The 20001-nt window shown below is 71.1% G+C and carries 22 protein-coding genes and 2 pseudogenes; 15 read left to right on the top strand and 9 right to left on the bottom strand.

Translation table 11 applies throughout. The annotated features are described in order from the left end of the window. Window positions 1-42: 42 nt before the first annotated feature. The 5 genes from ACZ6JY_RS10755 to ACZ6JY_RS10735 form a co-directional block, all read right to left on the bottom strand. Window positions 43-657, bottom strand: a complete 615-nt coding sequence (locus ACZ6JY_RS10755) for a hypothetical protein (protein ID WP_469194402.1) — start codon at window positions 655-657, stop codon at window positions 43-45. A 575-nt stretch (window positions 658-1232) separates the two neighbouring features. Then, window positions 1233-2033, bottom strand: coding sequence for an SDR family NAD(P)-dependent oxidoreductase (locus ACZ6JY_RS10750; RefSeq protein WP_469194400.1), 801 nt, complete (start codon window positions 2031-2033; stop codon window positions 1233-1235). A gap of 38 nt (window positions 2034-2071) precedes the next feature. Next, window positions 2072-2677: a flavodoxin family protein gene (locus ACZ6JY_RS10745; RefSeq protein ID WP_469194398.1), complete on the bottom strand. Its 606-nt coding sequence runs from the start codon at window positions 2675-2677 to the stop codon at window positions 2072-2074. After that, window positions 2658-3650, bottom strand: a complete 993-nt coding sequence (locus ACZ6JY_RS10740) for a cytochrome c oxidase assembly protein (RefSeq protein ID WP_469194396.1) — start codon at window positions 3648-3650, stop codon at window positions 2658-2660. The genes ACZ6JY_RS10745 and ACZ6JY_RS10740 overlap by 20 nt, the downstream gene beginning before the upstream one ends. Continuing rightward, the gene (locus ACZ6JY_RS10735; protein ID WP_469194394.1) at window positions 3647-4213 is read right to left on the bottom strand and encodes a DUF2243 domain-containing protein; all 567 of its coding nucleotides are present in this window, start codon (window positions 4211-4213) and stop codon (window positions 3647-3649) included. The genes ACZ6JY_RS10740 and ACZ6JY_RS10735 overlap by 4 nt, the downstream gene beginning before the upstream one ends. Window positions 4214-4385: 172 nt before the next feature. On the opposite strand from ACZ6JY_RS10735, the gene ACZ6JY_RS10730 reads away from it, so the two are divergent. Both ACZ6JY_RS10730 and ACZ6JY_RS10725 read left to right on the top strand, forming a co-directional pair. Continuing rightward, window positions 4386-5231, top strand: a complete 846-nt coding sequence (locus ACZ6JY_RS10730) for a metalloregulator ArsR/SmtB family transcription factor (protein WP_469194392.1) — start codon at window positions 4386-4388, stop codon at window positions 5229-5231. A gap of 133 nt (window positions 5232-5364) precedes the next feature. Further along, window positions 5365-5967 (top strand): dihydrofolate reductase family protein, encoded by a 603-nt coding sequence (locus ACZ6JY_RS10725; RefSeq protein WP_469194390.1) that lies wholly within the window; start codon window positions 5365-5367, stop codon window positions 5965-5967. A 49-nt stretch (window positions 5968-6016) separates the two neighbouring features. Here ACZ6JY_RS10725 and ACZ6JY_RS10720 read toward each other — a convergent pair whose 3' ends face one another. After that, the gene (locus ACZ6JY_RS10720) at window positions 6017-6211 is read right to left on the bottom strand and encodes a hypothetical protein (protein WP_469194388.1); all 195 of its coding nucleotides are present in this window, start codon (window positions 6209-6211) and stop codon (window positions 6017-6019) included. Between ACZ6JY_RS10720 and ACZ6JY_RS10715 the strand changes: the two are divergent. The 3 genes and pseudogenes from ACZ6JY_RS10715 to ACZ6JY_RS10705 form a co-directional block, all read left to right on the top strand. Next, window positions 6210-6614, top strand: a pseudogene (locus ACZ6JY_RS10715) (hypothetical protein); the annotation flags it as partial. The gene ACZ6JY_RS10720 and the pseudogene ACZ6JY_RS10715 sit on opposite strands and share 2 nt — an antisense overlap. Further along, window positions 6592-7533 carry a carboxylate-amine ligase gene (locus ACZ6JY_RS10710; RefSeq protein ID WP_469195020.1) on the top strand — a complete coding sequence of 314 codons (942 nt, stop codon included), beginning with the start codon at window positions 6592-6594 and terminating at the stop codon, window positions 7531-7533. The pseudogene ACZ6JY_RS10715 and the gene ACZ6JY_RS10710, both read left to right, overlap by 23 nt. Before the next feature lie 22 nt (window positions 7534-7555). Continuing rightward, the gene (locus ACZ6JY_RS10705) at window positions 7556-7996 is read left to right on the top strand and encodes a GNAT family N-acetyltransferase (protein WP_469194387.1); all 441 of its coding nucleotides are present in this window, start codon (window positions 7556-7558) and stop codon (window positions 7994-7996) included. Window positions 7997-8037: 41 nt separating this feature from the next. Here the strand turns inward: ACZ6JY_RS10705 and ku are convergent, their stop codons facing one another. Both ku and ACZ6JY_RS10695 read right to left on the bottom strand, forming a co-directional pair. After that, complete coding sequence (gene ku / locus ACZ6JY_RS10700; protein WP_469194385.1) at window positions 8038-8994, bottom strand: non-homologous end joining protein Ku; 957 nt, start codon at window positions 8992-8994, stop codon at window positions 8038-8040. A gap of 91 nt (window positions 8995-9085) precedes the next feature. Further along, window positions 9086-10063 (bottom strand): annotated as a pseudogene (locus ACZ6JY_RS10695) (erythromycin esterase family protein); the annotation flags it as partial. A gap of 69 nt (window positions 10064-10132) precedes the next feature. Here ACZ6JY_RS10695 and ACZ6JY_RS10690 point away from each other — a divergent pair. From ACZ6JY_RS10690 to thpR, 4 genes are all read left to right on the top strand, one after another. Beyond that, a complete protein-coding gene (locus ACZ6JY_RS10690) occupies window positions 10133-10867 on the top strand; it encodes a TioE family transcriptional regulator (protein ID WP_469194383.1) in 735 nt (244 codons plus the stop codon). Window positions 10868-11198: 331 nt separating this feature from the next. Continuing rightward, window positions 11199-11720, top strand: a complete 522-nt coding sequence (locus ACZ6JY_RS10685; protein WP_469194381.1) for a transglycosylase SLT domain-containing protein — start codon at window positions 11199-11201, stop codon at window positions 11718-11720. 28 nt (window positions 11721-11748) lie between these two features. Beyond that, window positions 11749-12903 (top strand): LCP family protein, encoded by a 1155-nt coding sequence (locus ACZ6JY_RS10680; protein WP_469194379.1) that lies wholly within the window; start codon window positions 11749-11751, stop codon window positions 12901-12903. Between the two features lie 64 nt (window positions 12904-12967). Beyond that, window positions 12968-13570, top strand: coding sequence for an RNA 2',3'-cyclic phosphodiesterase (thpR, locus tag ACZ6JY_RS10675; RefSeq protein ID WP_469194377.1), 603 nt, complete (start codon window positions 12968-12970; stop codon window positions 13568-13570). Between the two features lie 48 nt (window positions 13571-13618). Here thpR and ACZ6JY_RS10670 read toward each other — a convergent pair whose 3' ends face one another. Continuing rightward, window positions 13619-14581 carry an alpha/beta hydrolase family protein gene (locus ACZ6JY_RS10670; RefSeq protein WP_469194375.1) on the bottom strand — a complete coding sequence of 321 codons (963 nt, stop codon included), beginning with the start codon at window positions 14579-14581 and terminating at the stop codon, window positions 13619-13621. A gap of 176 nt (window positions 14582-14757) precedes the next feature. Between ACZ6JY_RS10670 and ACZ6JY_RS10665 the strand changes: the two genes are divergently transcribed. The 6 genes from ACZ6JY_RS10665 (at window position 14758) to ACZ6JY_RS10640 (ending at window position 19982) form a co-directional block, all read left to right on the top strand. Then, a complete protein-coding gene (locus ACZ6JY_RS10665; RefSeq protein WP_469194373.1) occupies window positions 14758-15426 on the top strand; it encodes a TetR/AcrR family transcriptional regulator in 669 nt (222 codons plus the stop codon). A gap of 165 nt (window positions 15427-15591) precedes the next feature. Then, window positions 15592-16821 carry an acyl-CoA dehydrogenase family protein gene (locus tag ACZ6JY_RS10660; RefSeq protein WP_469194371.1) on the top strand — a complete coding sequence of 410 codons (1230 nt, stop codon included), beginning with the start codon at window positions 15592-15594 and terminating at the stop codon, window positions 16819-16821. Between the two features lie 171 nt (window positions 16822-16992). Next, window positions 16993-17076 carry a putative leader peptide gene (locus ACZ6JY_RS10655; RefSeq protein WP_469195018.1) on the top strand — a complete coding sequence of 28 codons (84 nt, stop codon included), beginning with the start codon at window positions 16993-16995 and terminating at the stop codon, window positions 17074-17076. A 141-nt stretch (window positions 17077-17217) separates the two neighbouring features. Then, window positions 17218-18243 carry an ABC transporter substrate-binding protein gene (locus ACZ6JY_RS10650; RefSeq protein WP_469194369.1) on the top strand — a complete coding sequence of 342 codons (1026 nt, stop codon included), beginning with the start codon at window positions 17218-17220 and terminating at the stop codon, window positions 18241-18243. Between the two features lie 3 nt (window positions 18244-18246). Next, window positions 18247-19074, top strand: coding sequence for an ABC transporter ATP-binding protein (locus ACZ6JY_RS10645; protein WP_469194367.1), 828 nt, complete (start codon window positions 18247-18249; stop codon window positions 19072-19074). After that, complete coding sequence (locus tag ACZ6JY_RS10640) at window positions 19071-19982, top strand: ABC transporter permease (RefSeq protein WP_469194365.1); 912 nt, start codon at window positions 19071-19073, stop codon at window positions 19980-19982. Before ACZ6JY_RS10645 ends, ACZ6JY_RS10640 begins: the two co-directional genes overlap by 4 nt. Window positions 19983-20001 lie beyond the last annotated feature (19 nt).

Raw genomic sequence — 20001 nt, 5'->3', positions numbered from 1 at the left:
CTTCTCTCCTCTTCTCGCCCCTTCACGTGCCGGTGGGTGGCTTCATGACGGTTCGCCGAGCGCCGTCAGGCCGTCCAGCGCGGCCTGGCCGTCGCCACAGCACACGCCGCACACCAGCCGGGGCAGCATCGGCTCACCCTCGACGTCGTACGCGAGCCGCTGCGTGGCCCCGCGGGTACGCAGGTCGAAGCCGCACCGGGCGCACAGCAGGCCCATCAGCTCGGCCTGTCTCGTCGTCCAGGTCGGCCACTCGGCCGCCAGGGAGGAGAGGCTCATCATCGCCGGGCCGGTGGGCCGCGCCTCGCAGTAGGCGAAGGTGAAGCCGGGCGACTCGGCGGGGAGCTCGTCGAGCAGTTGCTGGAGCAGGGGTACCCAGCGCACCAGCTTGGTGAGCTCGGGGAAGGGGACGCGGACCTCCTGGCCCTTGCGGCGTCCCGCCTCGCGGCCCCGGGGCGGGCGGAAGGCGACGACGATCCGGTGGGGCACCTTGAGGGTGTCCAGGTCCCGCGACAGCTCCGCGGCCGACGTCTCCCACTCCCCCGCCGGGTAGTCGCGCCACATCGCGAGGCCTCCCCCCGTCAGAATGCTCGACGTCCGCACGATCCCGCCGACGCGGCGTTGCGCCGCCTGCTCGTCATCGGTCACCACTCGGGCCATGGAATTGCCTCCTTCGACGTGGACACGACCGCGCGGGCGGTCCCCGCACGCCCGCTGAACAGCAGTGGCCGTCGCCCCGGCGGAGGGGCGCGGCCGCGGGATGCTCCGCAGACGGTCGTACGACGGGCCCGGAGAAGGCTCGTCGACCGGTCCGGAGAAAGCTCGTACGACCGGTCCGGAGGGAACGCGTACGACCGGTCCGGAGAAGCTCGTACGACCGGTCCGGGCTCGATCGGCCCGGGGAGAGAGTCAGGTCGCGGGTGCGAGGCTCGCCGATGGTCCGAGACGCGTGGCGTACGGGCTCACCGCTCGCCCGGGATGCGGGGTGCCGTCATCGGACTGCTCGGCCGTGGCCGCCGGCCGGAGGGGTCTGTTTCGCTGCCACGCTCGCGCGTCGGGTCTCACCATCGCCTCCGGGGACCGGGGAAGCCGGGCGTCGACTGCGCCCGTACCCATCATTCCTGCCCACACCGACCGAAGGTCAGACATGGCAAATGGGCGTCTCTTCCGGGGTGGCCGAAGCCCAGCGGTTTGGTTTCACAGGGAAAGCGGCGGACGGACGGTGCGTCCGCCGGTCACTTCTCCTCGCCGGAGCCGGGTTCGGCCATCTTGCGGTGGAGCTCGCCCTTGAGCTTGTCGGGGAGCACTTTGTCGGCCAGACCCTGCGCCTTGGTCCTGGCGGAGCCCGCGACGAGTTTGTCCTTGCCCGCGAAGAGGGCGTCGAGGCCCTGCCGTGCGACCTGGGCGGGGTCGTCCTTGTCCTGCCGGCCGACGCGGGTGTCGTCCATGTCGGCGCGGTGGAAGAAGTCGGTCTCGGTGGGGCCGGGCATCAGCGACGTCAGCGTGATGCCGGTGTCCTTGAGTTCGTTCTGAAGCGCCTGGACGAAGGACTGGAGGAACGACTTCGACGCGTTGTACACGGCCTGGAACGAGCCGGGCATCATCGACGCGATGGAGGACGTGACCAGGATGCGCCCTTCGTCGCGGGCGGCCATGTCCCTGACGACGTATTTGGCGAGGTGCACGGTGGAGCGGACGTTGAGGTCGACGATCTCCAGTTCGTCCGCGAGGTCGGTCTCCGCGAAGGGGCCGCCCTGCCCCACGCCCGCGTTGAGGACCGCGACGTCCAGGGGCCGGCCCGTCGCGACGACGGCCGCGTAGAGCGACTCCGTCCCGTCGTGGTCGCGCAGATCCGCCCGTACCGTCTCCACGGCGGCCCCTGCCGCGCGGATGCGCTGGGCCGCTTGCCGCAGCCGTGCGTCGTCCTCGGAATTGACGATCAGGTCGTGGCCGCGTTCGGCCAGCAGCACGGCCAGTTCGAGGCCGATACCGCTGGACGCGCCCGTGACCAGGGCGAGGGGCTTGGCGTCGTTCATGGCGGGATCACTTCCGTGGCGGTACCGGCGGGCGGAGGTCAGGAAGGCGGGGCAGGCAGGGGCATCGCTTCGAGGGCCCGTGCCGCGTGGACGAGGTTGGAGGCCATGGCCCGTCCTGTGGAGGCCGCCCAGTCGTGCCCGCGCTGGTCGTCGAGGTAGTCGGGGCCGGGCCCAGGACCGAGGTGCCAGTAGGTCCACGACTGGCCGGGCACCGTGAAGCCGACATCGACGAGCGCGCCGTTGATCTCGCTGATGACGTGGTGGGCGCCGTCCTCGTTCCCGGTGACCAGGACTCCGGCCACCCGGTTGTAGGCGACGGGGCGCTCTTCGTCGTCCGTCTCGCCGAGCATCGCGTCGAGGCGCTCGAGGACGCGCTGGGCGACCGAGGACGGACGGCCGAGCCAGGTGGGCGAGGCCATGATCAGGATCTGTGAGGCAAGCACCTTCTCGTGGACGGCGGGCCAGTCGTCGCCCTCGCCCATGTCGGTCTGGACCCCGGGCTTGAGGTTGAGGTCGACGGCCCGTACGACGTCCACCCGCACCCCGTGCCCCTTGAGCGCGGTGATGACGGTATCGGCGAGGGCCTCCGTGTTCGACGGCTGAGGGGAGGGCTTGAGGGTGCAGTTAATGACGAGTGCGCGCATGGAACCCACTGTTCCCCTCTCGCCGCGTCGTGAACGGCGGGGCGCCCGACGTTTCACCCGCCATACCAGAATCCGGGGAGGGCGCCAGGCGCACGCCGCTCGCGGGAGGCCGGACAGGGCTCACCGCGGCCCTGGCCGGGCTCGCCGGGTTCCTGGCCGGGCTCGCCGTGTTCCTGGCGGGGCTCGCCGGCTTCCTCGTGGGGCGCCAGGTGGCCACCAGCGCGGCGGCGAGCAGGAGTTCGGCGATGTCACCGCCGTAGTACATCGCCTCCGCGCCGGCCCGGACCTGCGCCACGGGCGCGTGGATGTCGATGAGGAACCCGGCGTACATCGCCTGCGAGAGCGTCGCGTGCACCGCGATGGCCACGCCGAGGACCACCAGCCGCGCCGGGACTCCGGGCCGTGTGGGTGCCGGGTCAGGGCCCGCGATCACCCAGACGAACAGGCATCCCGACAGCAGGAAGTGCAGATGCAGCAGCCAGTGCAGGGCTTCGTTGCCCGTCGAGGCGTCGTACAGCGGAGTGCAGTACAGCAGCGGCAGCGTTCCCACGCTCAGGAGCAGCGCGGTGAACGGGTTGGCGATCAGCCGGGCCGGGTGGCTGCGCGACATCCTGGTGAGTACGCGCGCGTGCGCCACGGGGAGGGTGCGCAGCAGCAGCGTGACCGGTGCTCCCAGCATCAGCGCGAGCGGGGCGTACATGCCGATCAGCAGGTGCTGAAGCATGTGGCCGCGGAAGTCTCCGTGCGCGGCGGTGGCCAGGGGCGGCAGCAGGGCGAGGGCGAGCAGGGCCGTGCCGGTCAGGAAGAGGCCGGTGCGCCAAGGGCTCCAGCCCGCCCGCGGGTTCGCGCGCCGCGCGCGAACCGTGAGAACCACGTAGCCGACCGCCACCGTCAAAAGGACCAGCGAGATGAGTACGGGCTCCCAGGGCAGCGCGGACTGCTGGTGGTGTTCGTGCGGCCCGTGACCGGTCATGACGGCCCGGCCGCCGAGGCCGTGCCGGTTTCGGGGTCGAAGGCACGGGCTCGGCTCTGGACTGCCCAGCCGGCCGCCACGAAGAGGGCGCCGAGCAGCAGGAAGCCCAGGTCCCACCAGATCTGCTGGGGTCCGGCGTAGACATGGTGGATGCCCAGGATGTGGTGGTCCAGGATGCCCTCGACGAGGTTGAACACGCCCCAGCCGACCAGGATCCAGCCCCACAGCTTGCCCGAGGACCACACCCGACGTCGGCCGCGCGTCACGCGCGCGTACAGCGACGCGAGGCCGAGCAGGACCGCCAGCCAGCAGACGGCGTGGAAGACCCCGTCCCAGAGCGTGTTCATCTGCAGGCCCTGCACGGTGTTCGCCGGGTAGTACTTCACGCCGATCCGGTCAGTGTCGGTGCTGGTCAGCATGTGGTGCCAGCGCAGGAGCTGGTGCAGCAGAATCCCGTCGACGAAGCCGCCGAGCCCCACGCCCAGGAGAATTCCCGGCAGGCGCAGACAGCCCATGTCGGTACGCGGCCCGCCACGGGCCGCCGTCCCTGTCGTCGTAGCCATCACTCACTCCTCGTCCGAGCCGACCCCGCCTGAGACACCTCACGCAAGTACCGCGCGCGTGCGCTCGGAAACCGAAGATCACCCGGGCCGAGGGCCCTGCTCAGGCGCACGGCCAAAACAGCGACGAGATATTCCTTGACACGAATATTCTGCTCGGAGAATACTGGTGGGCATGGACGCACTCCTCTCCGCACTCGCCGACCCGGTCCGCTGGCGGCTCGTGAGCCTGCTGGCCGAGCGCCCCCGCCCGGTCGGCGTCCTCGCGCGGCTCGCCGAGGCGCGCCAACCCCAGACGACCAAGCATCTGCAGACTCTCGAACGCGCGGGCGTCGTCACCTCGCAGCGCACCGGCCAGCGCAACATCTACGCGCTCCGGTCCGCCGCCCTGCGTGACCTGGCGGCCGCGCTGACCCTGCTCGCCGACACCGCCGAGCGGGTGGACGGCCCACGCGCGACCTTCGATCGGTACGGAGCCGGTCTCCAGGTGGAGTGGCAGGCGGCGACCGCGCCCGGGTGGGCCGACGGCCGCTCCTTCAGCTTCCGCCGTTCGCTGGCGGGGCGGCCCGAGCTGGTGTGGCGGCACCTGACCGAGGCCTCGCTGCTCGGCCACTGGTGGACGCCCGACGACCTCCGCGTCTCCGAGTTGGTCTTCGACGCGCGGCCGGGCGGGCGGATCGTCCTGGAGTACCGCGACGCCGAGGACACCGACGGCTCCGACGCGGTCGCCGGGCGCGCGGAGGGCGTCGTGGACGACGCACGCCCCGGCGAGCACCTCGCCTACCGGCTCTCCCCGGCACTCCCCGACGGCGGCACCGCCTTCACCTCCCATGTCGACCTCGCCCTCCGGCCCACCGACACCGGCACCGACCTCGATGTGCACTTCCGGGTGACCGACAGCGCCGTCGACTCCGCGGACTTCGTCGCCGGCATCGAGATCGGCTTCGGCCAGAGCCTCGACAAACTCACGGCGACCCTCGCAGCGGAGCCGCAAGGCCGACTGACTGACGCGGCCGACTGACGCGGCTGACTGAGACGACGGCGACGGACCGACGCAACTGCTGACACGCCTGGCACACGAGCGGCCTGACGCAACTGACGCAACTGACGCAACTGACGCAACTGACGCAACTGATTGATACGAGGAGCACGCCATGACCGAACAGTTCACCAGCCGCAGAGTCGTCACCAACATGAGCCTCTCCCTCGACGGCCGCTACGCCAAGCCGGACGACCCGCTGGACATGAGCTGGGTGTTGCCGTACGCCCACACCGATGTCGCCCGCGATCACCTGGCCGACCTCTGGGAGCCTGCCACCACGGCGCTGCTCGGGCGGGTCAACGCCGAGGGGTTCCTCGCCTTCTGGCCCACTGTCATCGGCATGGAAGGGGCCGACCCGCGTGACGAGGGCTTCGCGAAGTGGCTCGTCGGCACCGACAAGGTGGTGCTCTCCTCCACACTCGGCACGGCCCCGTGGGAGCGCACCGCCGTCGTCGACAAGCCGACCGCCGAGGTGGTCGCGGATCTCCGGGCCACCGAGGGAGGTGACATCCTCGTGCTCTCCAGCGCTAGCGTCATCAAGGCGCTGCTGACGGCCGACCAGGTCGACCGGCTCGCGCTCACCGTCTTCCCCGTCTTCCTCGGCAGCGGGCCGCGTCTCTTCGAGGACGGCATACCCGAGGGGAAGTGGACGCTCACCGGTCAAGCGGCGGGCGAGCACGGCACGCTGGCCCTCGTCTATGACCGCGTCCGATAACCGCGTCCGATGAGCGCGGTCTCGGGGGCCGCCGGGGCGTGTGTGCCGGTCAGGACTGATCGTCGTCAGGGTGGGCCTGGGCCTTGATCGTCCAGTACTCGCCGGAGCAGTTCGAGGGCAGCGGAGGGAACCGGTGTCCCTTCACGTCGGTGCTCCAGTGGTGTTCCCCACCGCAGACGCACTCGTAGATTCCGCTGTCGGGCACGATCTCGCCCGGATGCCACGACGTCTTGTCCTCGCTCATGACTCCAGGTCTACGACGCCACCGGACGCTCCGCGACCCGAAGGGGACCCGCACGCGACCCGAAGGCGACCCGAACGCGGGCAGTCGCGGGTACGGGGCACGGCGCCCGCTCCGGGATCGAAGGGTGGCTCGGCAGGCCCTCTGCCCTCGCGTGACGTTCCGTGACACCGTGCACACCATGGCCAGTGAAGCCGATGTCCGCGCCGCCGCGGAAGATCCGGAACCACTCACCGTGGGTGTGGAGGAGGAGTACCTCCTCGTCGATCCGGTCACCCGACAGGTCAGCCCGAAGGCCAGGGAGGTCGTCGCCGACGCGGCAGCCCTGCTCGGGCCGAACGTGACGACCGAACTCACCCGCTTCCAGGTGGAGGTGCGCAGCGATCCCCACACCGGCCTCGCGGGCCTCGGCGAGCAGCTCCGTTTCCTGCGTACCGTCGTGGCAGGCTCCGCGCGTCGGCACGGGGGTACGCATCATCTCCAGCGGCTCCCCCGTCCTGGCGCCGCCGCTTCCTCCGCCCATCACCGAAGGCGCCCGTTACGCGCGGAGCGTCGAGAGGTTCCGCGCGCTGGACGACGAGCAGAGCGCGTGCGCCTGCCACGTGCACATCGGCGTACGAGATCCCGCGCAGGCTCTGCTGCTCAGCAACCACCTGCGGCCCTGGCTCCCCGTGCTGATCTCCCTGTCGGCCAACTCCCCCTACTGGGCGGGCCGCAGCACCGGGTACGCCAGTTGGCGGACCATGGCGTGGGCGCGCTGGCCCGCCGCGGGGCCGCCGCCCTACTTCGCGTCACCGGCCCACTTCGAGAACCTCGTCGGTGACCTGACCACGAGCGGTGCCGTCATGGACCGGGGCGGCCTGTACTGGGACATCAGACCCTCCCACCACGTCCCCACGCTGGAGGTCCGGGTCGCCGACGCCGCCCAGACCATCGACGACACGCTCCTGCTCGCGGCTGTCGTCAGAGCACTCGCCGCCGACGCCCGGGACGCCGTCGCCGCCGGGCGGCCCGCGCCGCGGCCGGCCCCGGAGCTGCTGCGAGCGGCCTGCTGGCGGGCGGCGCGCGACGGGCTCACGGGGCACGGCATCGACCTGTCCACCGCCCGGCCGGTGCCCGCCGCCGACCTGGCTCGACGCCTCCTGGACCTGATCCGCCCGGCCCTGCACCGGCACGGCGACCTCGACCTGGTGGGCCGCGGGCTCACGCTGCTGCTGGCCCGCGGCAACGGCGCCGAGCGGCAGCGCGCCGCGTACCACCACGGCGGCAGCCTTCGCCATGTGGTCGACCACCTGATCTCCGTCACCGCGCCCGACCACGCCTGAGAGCCGCGATAGCGTAGTGATCATGGTGGACCGGAAGATGCGCCCGGCGTCGGCCGCGGACGCCGAGGCGGTGGCGGAGCTGCGGGCCGTCGTACTGCGCGCGGATCTGGAACGGCTCGGGCGGTACGACCCCCGGCGGGTGCGGCAGCGGCTGCGGGACGGCTTCGACCCGGCCCACACGTGGGTGATCGAAGTGGGCGACGCGTTCGCCGGCTGCGTGGCTTTGCGCCCCGCCGAGGACGCCCACTGGCTGGAGCACTTCTACCTCGCCCCGCCCCTCCAGGGCAGCGGCGTCGGCTCGGCCGTGCTGCGCGAGCTGCTGGCGCGGTGCGACCGCGACGGAGTCCTCGTACGCCTGAACGTTCTGCGGGGAAGTCCGGCGCGGAGGCTGTACGAGCGGCACGGGTTCGCGGTCGAGGCGGAGGACGCCGTGGATGTGTTCATGGTGCGCCGCCCCGCATAGGCGCGGGCAGGGAAGTCTCAAGCGCCGTCTCAAGCGCCGTCTCAAGCGCCGCGCTTCTTGGCCGTCGTCTTCTTGGCCGTGGCCGTCCGCTTCGACGTCGACTTCTTGGCCGCCGCCGTCTTCTTCGCGGCCGACTTCTTGGCGGCGCGCTTCGCGGGCATGTCATGGACGGTCGCGTCCCGGCCGTCCCCGCTGTCCCCGCCGTCCTCCCCCCGGGAGGCCTGCGCCTGTTGTACGGACTGCTGGAGCGCGGCCATGAGGTCCACGACCTTCCCGCCGGACTCCTCCTTCTCCGCCACCGCGGGCGGCTGCTTGCCCTCGGCCTTCGCCGCGATGACCTCCTCCAGGGCGGCGGTGTAGCGGTCGGTGGCCCACTCCTGCCCCTCGATGCCGTCGGCGGTCATCGAGTCGATGAGGAGCACGGCCCGGTCGATCTCGGCCTCGTCGAGTTCGACCTCCTTGGGTGCCAGGGTCTCCGGGCTGCGCACCTCGTCGTCCCACTTCATGGCGTGCAGGACGATCACCTCGTCCTGCACGCGGAGCAGCCCGAGCCGTTCCCTGCCGTGCCAGGCGAACTTCGCCACCGCGGCCTTGCTGCTGCGTTCGAGCGCCTTGCGCAGCAGGGTGTACGGCTTGGCGGCCACCTGGCCGTCGCCCTGGAGGTAATAGCCCTCGCCGATCCTGACCGGGTCGATGGACTCGTAGGGCACGAACGCGGTGATCTCGATCGCCTTGGCGGTGGGCAGCGGCATGTCGTCGAGCTCCTCGTCGCTGATCTCGACGATGGTGTCCCTGTCGACCTCGAAACCCTTGCCGATCTCGGCGCTCGTGACCTCTTTCCCGTCCAGCTCGCAGATCTTCTTCGTGCGCACCCGCGCCATGTCCTCCAGGTGGTACTGGTGGAAGCGGATGCTGTGCTTCTCGGTCGCGGGCAACACCTTGATCGGGATGGTCACCAGACCGAAGCTGATCGCGCCGGACCAGACGGGGCGGGGCATAGGAATACCTCCGTGACAGCCCCGAGGCCTCCAGGCTAGGCAAGGCCGACCGGGTGGGCACCCCGAAGGGCTCCGCGCGACCGACCGCCTACTCCTCGCCGAGGCAGGCGCCCACCATCGCGCCGGCGCTCCACCAGCCAAGGGGCAGGTCGCTCATCCGCATCGTGGGCGTCCCCCGCCGCGGAGCGCGCAGAGGGCGGTTGTGCGCGTACACCAGCGCCGGGCCGCGTTCGGCGAGGGCCAGCAGGTCGGCGGCCCGCATCTGGTCGCACAGGCCCGCCAGCCGCGTCATGCGGCCCGGCGATGTGTCGGCCATCCAGTAGTGGCGGCGCAGCAGGCCGGTGGCGGTGCGCGCGTACAGGCGCGCACGGTCCCAGTCGTCCCGCGCGCCCGCGTCGGCGGGGTGCGGCGGGCACGCGTCGAGCAGTGCCTCCAGGTCATCGGCGAGCATCCGCAGCTCCATGGCGTCGGCGGACTGCCCGACCGACCGTGCCGGGTCCGCCAGGGCGGCGGGGTCGGTCCACCGGCCGTCCGCGCCGAGCAGCCGGTCGAGCCGCGCCGCCGTACAGGGGAGCAGGTCCGCGTCCATCCGGGCCGTGAGATGGCCGTGCAGGGCGGTGAGGGCCTGCCGGGGGCTCGTGGCGCCGGTGTTCTCCAGCGGGGCGCCGATACCCGCGAAGCGCAGCCGGTCAGCCGCCGGGCGGCGTTCGTTGTGGGCGCGCATCCAGCGGAGGAGTTCGCGGTCGGCCTCGGGGGCGCCGGAGCCGTGGCCGAACCCGTACTCCATGGCCTCGTCGAGGGTGCCCGTGCCCGCGGTGACGTAGTCGTCGACGACGGTTCCTCGTACGCAGTCACTCTCGACCGCGATCGTGCGCAGGCCTTCCTGAGCGACGAGGCGCCGGAAGAGGTCGTTGCGCCGTGTGAGCGAGGTGTCCTCGGAGTCTGTGGGCTCGTGGAGGGTGAGCAGCCGCGCCGGGGCCGGGAGCAGCTTCATGACGGTGGCGGCTTCGCGAGCAGGCGCGGCGGCTTCACGGGCGGGCGGTGTGGCGGCTTCGGTGTCGGTGGCCATGCCTCTCAACGGTATCGCTGACCCAGCATTTGAGACTTTCGGCGCGACGCCCGCGCTATCGTCGGCCTCGTGGCGAAGAACCTTAAAAGCAGTGGGCGGCTCAGGCCGATCGACCTCGCGCGCGGACACGGCCTGTCCACCCAGGCGGTCAGGAACTACGAGGAGGCCGGCATCCTCCCGGCCGCCGACCGCACGGAGCACGGCTACCGCACCTATACCCCGCTGCACGCTCGGGCCCTGGACGCGTTCCTCGCCATGGTGCCCGGCCACGGTCACGGGACGGCGGCGTCGGTCATGCGGGCCGTGAACCGGGGCGCGGCGGACGAGGCGTTCCGCCTCATCGACGAGAGCCACGCCCAGCTCCTCGACGACCGGCGGACACTCCAGGCCGTGGAGAGTGCCCTCCGCGACCTCGCCCCCACCACGGCCGACGGGCCGGACCTGCCGCACTCCCGCCCCCGGGGCACGTTCATCGGGCCGCTGGCGGAGAGTCTGGGCGTCCAGCCCGCGACGCTGCGGAAGTGGGAGCACGCGGGGCTCGTGCACCCGCGCCGCGATCCGTTGACCGGCTACCGGGTGTACGACGATGCCGCCGTGCGCGACGCCCGTCTGACCCACCAGCTCAGGCGCGGCGGCTACCTCCTGGAGCAGATCGCCCCGCTGATCGCGCAGGTACGGGCGGCCGGGGGCCTTGAGCCCCTTGAGGCCATGCTGAGCGACTGGCGCGGCCGGCTGTCCACCCGTGGCCGGGCCATGCTGACCGGTGCGGCGCTGCTGGACACGTATCTCCGCGAGCGCGGCTGACGCGGCCCCGCCGTCGGCGCATCGCCCGCAGCCTCGGCTGCCCGCCCGGAAAAGCCCAAAAACGGGGCCCTGGCTGTGAGCCCACCCATAGGGGCTACGTCACATGCTAAGGGCGGTAGTAGGCCTGGCGGGCGGGGCGCCGGGCCCGGGGCCGTTTGTCCTACTTCCGGCCGAGAAGCTCTTCGTAACGGGGTAGTACGTCACATGCTTGCGCACCCCCCAGAGCGCCGCTAACTCTTGCTGAAGTTCCGGGGCAGCGGACATCGCACCGGGTGAATCCGCCCGACGCACCGAGCCCCATCCACGTAGAGCACCGAGGAGTAGCACTCACATGGCCACTACCGTCACGCCGACCCGTACCGCCCGACTTCGTAAGTTCTCCGTCTCGGGCATCGTCACTGCCGGCGCCGCGGCCGCGGCTCTTTCGCTGGTCCCCACCTCCGCCCACGCCGCCGAGCCGACCAAGGCGAACGCGTCGACGACCCAGGCGGCCGAGGTCACCAAGGCCGCCGCGGCGGCCAAGAAGGACCACCCCGACAACCTCGACGGCTGGATCAAGGAGGCCCTCGGCATCATGAAGGAGAAGGGCATCCCCGGCTCCTACGAGGGCCTGCACCGCAACATCATGCGTGAGTCCGCCGGCGACCCGAACGCCCAGAACGGCTGGGACGTCAACGCGCAGAACGGCACCCCGTCCAAGGGTCTGCTCCAGGTCATCCAGCCCACCTTCGACGCCTACCACGTCGAGGGCACCGCGAACAGCCTGACCGACCCGGTCGCCAACATCACCGCCGCCGCGAACTACGCCGCCGACAAGTACGGCTCGATCGACAACGTCGACTCCGCGTACTGAGCCGCCGGCGCACGGAGGAAGACAGCGCATGCCGCACGAGAGGCACGGAAACGGGAGCGAGGACCACCACGGGCCAACGGCGCCCGGTCACGGACCCGCGGTGCCCGAATACGGGCCCCCGCGAGTACGCCGCTCCCGCCGCAAGCCCCGAAAGAAGGCCCTGCGCTACGTCGCGTGGGGCGCCCTGGGGGCAGTCGCCCTCGGTGGCGGTGGCGTGGCCTACGGCTGGCACCACCTCAACGGCAACATCGAGGGCACGGACGTCGACGCCGCCCTCGGGCACGACCGGCCCGCGCAGCAGCGGGACGGATCGATGAACATCCTCCTGCTGGGATCCGACTCGCGGGCGGGCACCCACGGCCAGTACGGCCGCGGCGTCAGCGGCGCGCGAGCCGACACGGCGATGGTCCTGCACGTCGACAAGACCCACAAGAAGGCCTCGGTCGTCAGCATCCCGCGCGACACGATGGTCCAGCGTCCCCAGTGCGCGCAGCCGCACGGCGGCAGTACGCCGGGCGCGCAGCAGGCCATGTTCAACTCGTCCTACCAGGTGGGCGGCCCCGCGTGCACCGTGAAGACGGTCGAGAAGATGTCGGGCGTCCGCATGGACCACTACCTCGAAGTCGACTTCAAGGGCTTCCAGAAGCTCATCGACGAGCTCGGCGGCGTGGACATCACCACCCGCAAGGCCATCGAAGACCCCAACAGCGGTCTGTCCCTGACCGCCGGCAAGCACACGCTGAAGGGCAAGCAGGCCCTCGCGCTCGTGCGCACCCGGCACGGTGTGGGTGACGGCAGCGACCTGGGCCGCATCCAGCTCCAGCAGACGTTCATCAAGGCGCTGATCCACCGCGCCGAGACCCTCGACCCGCTCAGCGACCCCACGAAGTCGTACTCCCTGGCGGACACCGCGACCAAGACCATCAGCGCGGACTCCGACCTGGCCTCCGCCGACAAGCTGCTCGGCCTGGCCAAGGAACTGCGGGGCATCAGCCCCGGACGCATGGACATGGTGACGATGCCGGTCACCTACGACGCCCGGGACGCCGGACGCGTCAAGCCGCTGCCGAAGGCGTCGAAGCAGGTCTGGACGGCGCTGCGCCACGACCGGGCCATACCGGAGTCCGCCACGGAGGGTTCCGTGGGCGACAGCATGGACTCCCCGGTGTCGTCGGGGGCGTGATCGGCCGCCCGTGGGGCCCACCCCGGCCTCGGTGTGAAGTCGCCGATGCGGTACGAAGTCCCTCGTGAACGAAGAGACCCCGGCCCCGGCCACCGTGCGCGTGTTCATCGCCCTGGCGCCGCCCGACGAGGCGAAGCAGGAGCTGGCGCGGGAACTGGGCCCCGCCTACGAAGCGCATCCGCGCATGCGGTGGAACCGCATCGAGGACTGGCACATCACCCTGGCGTTCCTGGGCGAGGTCCCCGCCGACGTGGTCTCGCTCCTGCGCCCACCCCTCGCGGAGCTGGCGGCCGCCCGCCCACCTCTCACCCTGGCGCTGCACGGCGGCGGCCACTTCGACGAGCGCGTGCTGTGGGCCGGGATCACCGGGGAACTCGACGCGCTCCACGACCTCGCCGCGGACGTACGCGGCGAGGTCGAGGAGTGTGGCATCGCTCTCCCGGACCGTCGGTTCCGCCCTCATCTGACCCTGGCCCGCGCCCGCCGCGACACCCCCTCGTGCGCGCCCCGAGCCGCCACCGGCCTCGCCGATTTCGCCGGTCACCCCTGGCTGACCGAACGCCTGCACCTGGTGGCCGGCGACGTCGGCCGCGGCCCGGGTCCGATCCGGTACCGGGATGTCGAGGCGTGGGCTTTCGGGGGCGGACGTGAGGGGGCCGCGGAGTAGCCGCGGGAGAGCGGGCCGCCGGTCGGTCGACGGGCGGCCCGCATCGTTCTACTTGGACTCGACCCGGCCCAGTGCTTCGGGGCCGGTCGTGAGCGCGTCACGCGCCGACTGCCAGGCATCGTCTCCGGGGTGGAACTGGCTGCGGAGGTAGGCCCAGGTCAGCCGCTGGACCGCGGACACCCGCTCGGGGCTCTCGTCCGTCGTCTCGGCGACGTCGTACCCGGAGACTCCGCCGAGTCCGTGCCCCGCGTCGAACAGGGTGAGCAGGGTCTTGGGGCCCGGCGCGAGCAGGTAGGGGTCGGTGTGCCACTCCGGGCCGCGGTTCGTCAGGTGCGCGGAGTCGTCCTTGTCGCCTGCGACCACGAGGGTGGGTGTCGCCATCGGCGAGAAGTCCGTGGTCGTGAAGAAGGGGTAGCTCTCGGCCACGGGCTTGTTGATGGCGTCGCCGCCGCGGCCGGGCGCGGCGAGCAGGACGCCCGCCGTGATGCGGGGGTCGGCCAGGTTCACTTCGGTGCCGTCGTCCGGGTCGGTGAGCCGGGCGCCGAGCAGCAGGCTCGCGGTGTGTCCGCCCATCGAGTGTCCGACCACGGCGATCCTGTCGCGGTCCAGGCGTCCGCGGAGCTGCGGCACCGCGGCCTCGATCTCGTCGAACCGGTCGATGATGTGCCGCATGTCCTCGGCCCTGGACCGCCAGAACATGGGCGCGCCGGGGGTGGCGGGGTCCAGGCTCAGCCTGCGAGAGCTCAGGTGGGTGGGCTGGATGACGACGAAGCCGTGCGATGCCCAGAAGTGGGCCATGGGCGCGTAGCCGTCGAGCGAGGAGAGGTGGGTGGAGTAGCCCTGGCCGTGCGAGAGGAGGATGACCGGCAGGTCGTCCCCTGTCACGGGGGCCGATACCCGCAGCTCCAGGTCCACGGGGCGGTCGGGGTCCGGCAGGACCACCGGGGCGACCGAGAGGACGGGAGCGGGCGAGGTGAGGGCGGTGCCGGTTGCGTGAGTCGATGCGTTCATGATGCGTACGTCCATTCGATGGCCTCCGCGTCAGCCATTACGGCGGACGACATGTGAGGCAGGGCGGCAAGGAGCGCCCGCTTTCGGCTAAGCTTCAACCGGAGCGTCGTTCCGCTTATGCTCTCGACGATACGGAGCAACGTTCCGCTTTGTCAACGGTCCAAGGACGGACCTCGATGACCCCCGCCCGACCCGACCTCGACGTCGGGCAGCGAAAGGAGCGCGTGGTGCCCACTGCCCCCGCCACACCCCCTCCGGGCCAGGGCGAGCCGCGGCCCGCCCGGAGTAAACGGGCCGACGCCCAGCGCAATCAGCAGACACTGCTCAAGGCCGCCGCCGCGGTGTTCGTCACCTCCGGCGTCGACGCGCCGATCCGGCAGATCGCGGCCGAAGCGGGCGTCGGGATGGGCACGATCTACCGCCACTTCCCCACCCGCGCGGACCTCGTCGTCGCCGTCTACCGCCACCAGGTCGAGGCGTGCGCCGAGGCCGGGCCGCGCCTGCTCACCGACGCCGGCTCCCCGTTCGCGGCGCTCCGTGAGTGGGTCGACCTCTTCGTCGACTTCCTGGTCACCAAGCACGGTCTGGCCAACGCGATGCAGTCGGACAGCGGCGGCTTCGACGCGCTGCACGCCTACTTCCTGGACCGCCTGGTACCCGTCTGCGCGGAGTTGCTCGACGCCGCGGTGGACGCCGCCGAGATCAGGCCCGGCACGCGGGCCCTTGAACTGATGCGCGGCATCGGCAACCTCTGCATCGGCCGCGAGGGCGACCCGGACTACGACCCCCGCCGACTGGTCGCACTGCTCCTCCGAGGCCTACGCCAGCCCGAAGTCTCACCCTGAACTTGACGGTGAGATTTCAGCTCCCGGCGCGTCAAAAGCGTTTGCCGGGCGGGGCGTCGGCTTCCTGCTTTCCCTACCAATTTACTAGGAAAGTATTGACGCCCACCCAACGAGTGCGGAGGATGAAGAACATGCCCCATACACACCGCTGAGGAGACTTCCGCCATGGGCGTTGCCACCGCGCCGGCCGTTCCCGCCCCGGAGTCCGGGCGCGACGGGCCCGGTCGTGCGCACTGGCTGCGTGTGGCGCGGGAGGCGGCGGACGATCTGGCCACCGACGCGACAGCGAGGGACCAGGCAGGGAAGACGCCGTTCGACGAGGTGTCCCGGCTGCGCGAGGCAGGTCTCCTGTCTCTGCTCGTGCCGGCCGAGGCCGGCGGGGGCGGCGCGGACTGGACGACGGCCTACGCCGTGGTCAGGGAGATCGCCGCCGCCGACAGCTCGATCGCCCAACTGCTCGGCTCCCACTACTTCCTGTCGTGGAGCGCCCGCTTCTTCGGCGACCCCCTGCTCGCCGAAAGCGTCGAGCAGCGGTCCGCGGCGGAGCAGTCGTGCTGGGGCGGCGGCTTCGCCCACCAGGAGCTGCCTCTGACGCTCGCCGAGTCGGGCGACGGTCACGTGCTGAGCGGACGGCAGACCTACACCACCGGTGTCCTCGTCGCCGACCGCCTCGCCGTGCGGGCCATGCGCGCTGACACCGGCGAGCCCCTCGCCGTCGTCGTGGACGCCACCCGGCCCGGCGTACGGATCGACGACGACGCCCACACCTTCGGCCAGCGCCTCGCGGCAGGCGGCACGGTGGAGTTCGACGGCGCCCGGGTGGCCCGCGGTGACGTGCTCGGCTCGCTCTCCGCCGACGAGGACATCCTGTCGCCGCCGACCGCCCTGGCCTCCCCCGTCGGACGCCTTCTCTCCGTACAGCTCCGCCTGGGCATCGCGGAGGGGGTGCTCGCCGAGGCCCGTGAGTACAGCAGGGCGGGGCACGCGGCCCGGCGGCCCGCGTGGCCGGCCGGAGCCCCGCAGGACCCGCGAGCGCTCACCATGTTCGGGGAGCTGACGGTCCTGACCCGCTCGGCCTCCGCGCTCGGCGCGCAGGCCCTGGACGCCGTGGGCGAAGGCCTCGAACGGGGCGCGAAGCTCTCCTACGACGAGTACGCGGAGATCTCGGTCCTCGTGGCGATGGCCGAAGCCGCCGCGGCCGAAGCCGTGCGGGAGTCCACCACCCGTGCCCTCGACATCATCGGCGCCACCTCCGCCGCCGCGCGGCTCGGCTTCGACCGCTTCTGGCGCAATGCCCGGACCCACGCCCTGCACGCGCCCGGTGGCCACCGGCTCCAGGACGTCGGGGACTTCTTCCTCAACGGCGCACACCCGCCGTTCGTCCTGCCCTCCTGAGCCTTCACCACGGCCATTCCGTAACTCATTCCCGTAATTCATTCCCGTGACTCGCCGCAGCCCGGCCTTCATTGTGAACGCCGTACTTCACCCGGGTTTCCCGCGTTGCGGACGTCATAAGCCGTCCCTCACGGCATTGACCCGGCCGATCTCCGCTGCGACGCTCAAGGTGTGAGCAAGCACGAGGAATTCACCGCGCGCCTGCACGTCGATCTGCGACGTCAGGCCAGCGCCATCTGTGCCGCCGGACGCTGAATCCGCCGCCGCGCACCGATTCCCCGCACTCCACTCCATTTCTTCACCGCCGGCAGCGATAGCCGTGCCGCTGTGCGCGTCACTCGTATGCGCTCGTGACGTCCGCGCGGTCCATTCCCTTTTTTCGAACAGGACGCATTCATGGCCGCCAAGGCATCGACACGACGTCAGTTCCTCTCCCTGCTCGGTCTCTCCGCGGCGGCCGTGAGCTGCGGCGTCTCGGCGACCGCCAGGTCCGGCGGGGGCCGGACCAAGACGCTCCGTTACCAGGGCTGGGCGGGCCAGGTCACCCTGCCGGAACTCGCCGCCGATCTGGGCCTTCTGGCGGACGTGAAGCTGAAGTGGGTCGGCAACACCATCAGCGGGCCCCAGGACATCCAGTCCGCGGCCACGGGCCAGACCGACTTCGGCGGCGCCTTCAACGGCGCGGTCGTCAAACTCGCCGCGAACAACGCCCCGATCAAGTCGGTCATCAGCTACTACGGCGCCGACAAGGACGCCTACAACGGCTTCTACGTCCTTGAGGACAGCCCCATCCGCTCACCCCGCGACCTGATCGGCAAAAAGGTCGGGATGAACACCCTCGGCGCCCATTCGGAAGCCATGCTCGACATCTATCTGAAACGAGGCGGTCTCTCCCGGGAGGACAGGGACAAGGTCGAACCGCTGGTCGTGCCGCCGGTCAACACCGAGCAGTCGCTGCGGCAGAAACAGATAGAAGTGGCCGTACTCGGCGGTGTTCTTCGTGACAAGGCCCTCGCTGCCGGCGGAATCCGCCCGCTGTTCACCGACTACAAACTGCTCGGCGCTTTCAGCGCGGGCACCTTCGTGATGACGGACCGCTTCCTGGAGCAGAACCCCGACACGGCCCGCGCTTTCGTCACCGGGGTCGGGCGGGCCATCGAATGGTCCCGTTCCACACCGCGTGAAGAGGTCATCGCCCGGATGACGAAGATCATGGAGAAGCGTGGGCGCAACGAGGACACCGCTCCCCTCAAGTACTGGAAGTCCTACGGAGTCGCCGAGAAAGGCGGCCTGATCACCGGCAAGGAACTCCAGCTGTGGATCGACTGGCTGGCCGAGCGCGGCGACATCGACAAGGGCCAGGTCGCCGGCGCCGACCTTTACACCAACGAATACAACACCTCCGACAAGAGCGGGAACTGACCCATGCCGGAACCCAAAATCGTGTTCGAGAACGTACGCAAGGAGTTCGCCGTCAAGGGCCGCGCGGGCGCCCGGCGGTCAGGGACCGTCACCGCGCTCGACGGCATCGACCTGGAGATAGCGGACGGCGAGTTCTTCGTCCTGGTCGGGCCCAGTGGCTGCGGGAAGTCGACGCTGCTCGATCTGCTCGGCGGTCTCACCCGGCCCACCACCGGGCAGACGCTGGTGGACGGCAGGCCCGTCACCGGGCCGGGACTGGACCGCGGCATCGTGTTCCAGCAGTACGCGCTGCTCCCGTGGCGCACGGCCCAGGGCAACGTCGAGTTCGGCCTGGAGGCCACCGGCGTACCGCGGCGGCAACGCGCGGCGCGGGCCCGGGAGTTCCTCGGCCTGGTGGGCCTCTCCGGCTTCGAGGACCGCCATCCGCAGGAGCTGTCCGGCGGCATGCGCCAGCGCGTGGCGATCGCCCGCAGCCTCGCCTACGACCCCGACATCCTGCTGATGGACGAGCCGTTCGCCGCGCTCGACGCCCAGACCCGGGAGTCGCTCCAGGACGAACTGCTGCGCATCTGGCAGCGCACGGGGAAGACCGTCGTCTTCATCACCCACGGCATCGACGAGGCCGTGTACCTCGGGCAGCGCGTCGCCGTCATGTCGTCGAGGCCGGGGCGCGTCAAGCAGATCGTGCCGATCGCCTTCGACTCCCGTACGGGCACGGACGACCTCCGCTCAAGCCCCGCGTTCGCGCGTTACCGCCACGAGATCTGGTCGCTGCTGCGCGACGAGGTGGCCAAGGCGCAGGAGCTGGAGAAGGAAGAGGTTTCCGCATGAGCTCGACGACCCGGACCGCCGCCCCCGAGAGGGCCACCTCCGTCGAGCCCGCCCCGGCCGTCACCTCCGTACCACCGAAGGAGTCGGCCGTACGCCGTGCTCCTTCCCCGGCTGCACTCGGTCGCAGCGTGGCGCGTCGGCTGCCGCGGCTGCTGCTGGGCGCGGTGACCAAGTCCGCGGCCATCGTGGCGCTCCTGCTGCTGTGGGAGATCGGGCCCCGGATCGGGCTCGCCGACCGGACGTTCCTGCCGCCGTTCAGCGAGGTCGCCGACGCCTGGTGGGGGCTGGCGGCCGACGGGCAGCTCGCCGACGACGCACGGGCCAGCCTGGTGCGCTCGTTCAGCGGCTTCGGGATCGCCGTGGTCCTCGCCGTACCGATCGGGCTGCTGATCGGCTGGTACCGGCCCGTCGCCGACCTCCTCGGCCCCCTGCTGGAGGTCTTCCGCAACACCGCCGCGCTCGCCCTGCTGCCGGTGTTCGTGCTGCTGCTCGGCATCGGCGAGACGTCGAAGATCTCCATCGTCGTGTACGCGTGCACCTGGCCGATCCTGCTCAACACCATCAGCGCGGTCCGCAACGTCGATCCGACCCTGCTCAAGCTGGCCAGGTCGATGGACCTGTCGGCGCCCCGGCTGTTCCAGAAGGTGATCCTGCCGGCCTCGGTACCGGTGATGTTCACCGGCATCCGGCTGGCCGGGGCGGTGTCCATCCTGGTCCTTGTCGCCGCGGAGATGATCGGCGCCAAGGCGGGACTCGGCTATCTGATCAACGCCTCGCAGTACAACTTCGCGATCCCGCAGATGTACGCGGGCATCGTCACGATCTCCGCCATCGGCGTGGCCTTCAACCAGCTCCTGGTCGCCGTGGAACGGCGGCTCAGCACCTGGCGCGTGCCCACCGGCGGGTGACCCCGCAGACCAGCCTTTT

This window comes from Streptomyces sp. NPDC046335 (assembly GCF_055587985.1).
Note: the sequence above shows the minus strand (reverse complement) of the source record. Positions and strands in the feature narration are given on the sequence as shown.

Bases quoted from the DNA above. Each gene is read 5' to 3' on its own strand.
- ACZ6JY_RS10720 (WP_469194388.1), bottom strand. From the start codon at position 6,211: ATGAGCGAGGACAAGACGTCGTGGCATCCGGGCGAGATCGTGCCCGAC.
- ACZ6JY_RS10745 (WP_469194398.1), bottom strand. From the start codon at position 2,677: ATGCGCGCACTCGTCATTAACTGCACCCTCAAGCCCTCCCCTCAGCCG.
- ACZ6JY_RS10740 (WP_469194396.1), bottom strand. From the start codon at position 3,650: ATGACCGGTCACGGGCCGCACGAACACCACCAGCAGTCCGCGCTGCCC.
- ACZ6JY_RS10645 (WP_469194367.1), top strand. From the start codon at position 18,247: ATGCCGGAACCCAAAATCGTGTTCGAGAACGTACGCAAGGAGTTCGCC.
- ACZ6JY_RS10685 (WP_469194381.1), top strand. From the start codon at position 11,199: ATGGCCACTACCGTCACGCCGACCCGTACCGCCCGACTTCGTAAGTTC.
- ACZ6JY_RS10660 (WP_469194371.1), top strand. From the start codon at position 15,592: ATGGGCGTTGCCACCGCGCCGGCCGTTCCCGCCCCGGAGTCCGGGCGC.
- ACZ6JY_RS10725 (WP_469194390.1), top strand. From the start codon at position 5,365: ATGACCGAACAGTTCACCAGCCGCAGAGTCGTCACCAACATGAGCCTC.
- ACZ6JY_RS10755 (WP_469194402.1), bottom strand. From the start codon at position 657: ATGGCCCGAGTGGTGACCGATGACGAGCAGGCGGCGCAACGCCGCGTC.
- ACZ6JY_RS10650 (WP_469194369.1), top strand. From the start codon at position 17,218: ATGGCCGCCAAGGCATCGACACGACGTCAGTTCCTCTCCCTGCTCGGT.
- ACZ6JY_RS10680 (WP_469194379.1), top strand. From the start codon at position 11,749: ATGCCGCACGAGAGGCACGGAAACGGGAGCGAGGACCACCACGGGCCA.
- ACZ6JY_RS10730 (WP_469194392.1), top strand. From the start codon at position 4,386: ATGGACGCACTCCTCTCCGCACTCGCCGACCCGGTCCGCTGGCGGCTC.
- ACZ6JY_RS10750 (WP_469194400.1), bottom strand. From the start codon at position 2,033: ATGAACGACGCCAAGCCCCTCGCCCTGGTCACGGGCGCGTCCAGCGGT.
- ACZ6JY_RS10640 (WP_469194365.1), top strand. From the start codon at position 19,071: ATGAGCTCGACGACCCGGACCGCCGCCCCCGAGAGGGCCACCTCCGTC.
- ACZ6JY_RS10705 (WP_469194387.1), top strand. From the start codon at position 7,556: ATGGTGGACCGGAAGATGCGCCCGGCGTCGGCCGCGGACGCCGAGGCG.
- ACZ6JY_RS10735 (WP_469194394.1), bottom strand. From the start codon at position 4,213: ATGGCTACGACGACAGGGACGGCGGCCCGTGGCGGGCCGCGTACCGAC.
- ku (WP_469194385.1), bottom strand. From the start codon at position 8,994: ATGCCCCGCCCCGTCTGGTCCGGCGCGATCAGCTTCGGTCTGGTGACC.
- ACZ6JY_RS10670 (WP_469194375.1), bottom strand. From the start codon at position 14,581: ATGAACGCATCGACTCACGCAACCGGCACCGCCCTCACCTCGCCCGCT.
- ACZ6JY_RS10665 (WP_469194373.1), top strand. From the start codon at position 14,758: ATGACCCCCGCCCGACCCGACCTCGACGTCGGGCAGCGAAAGGAGCGC.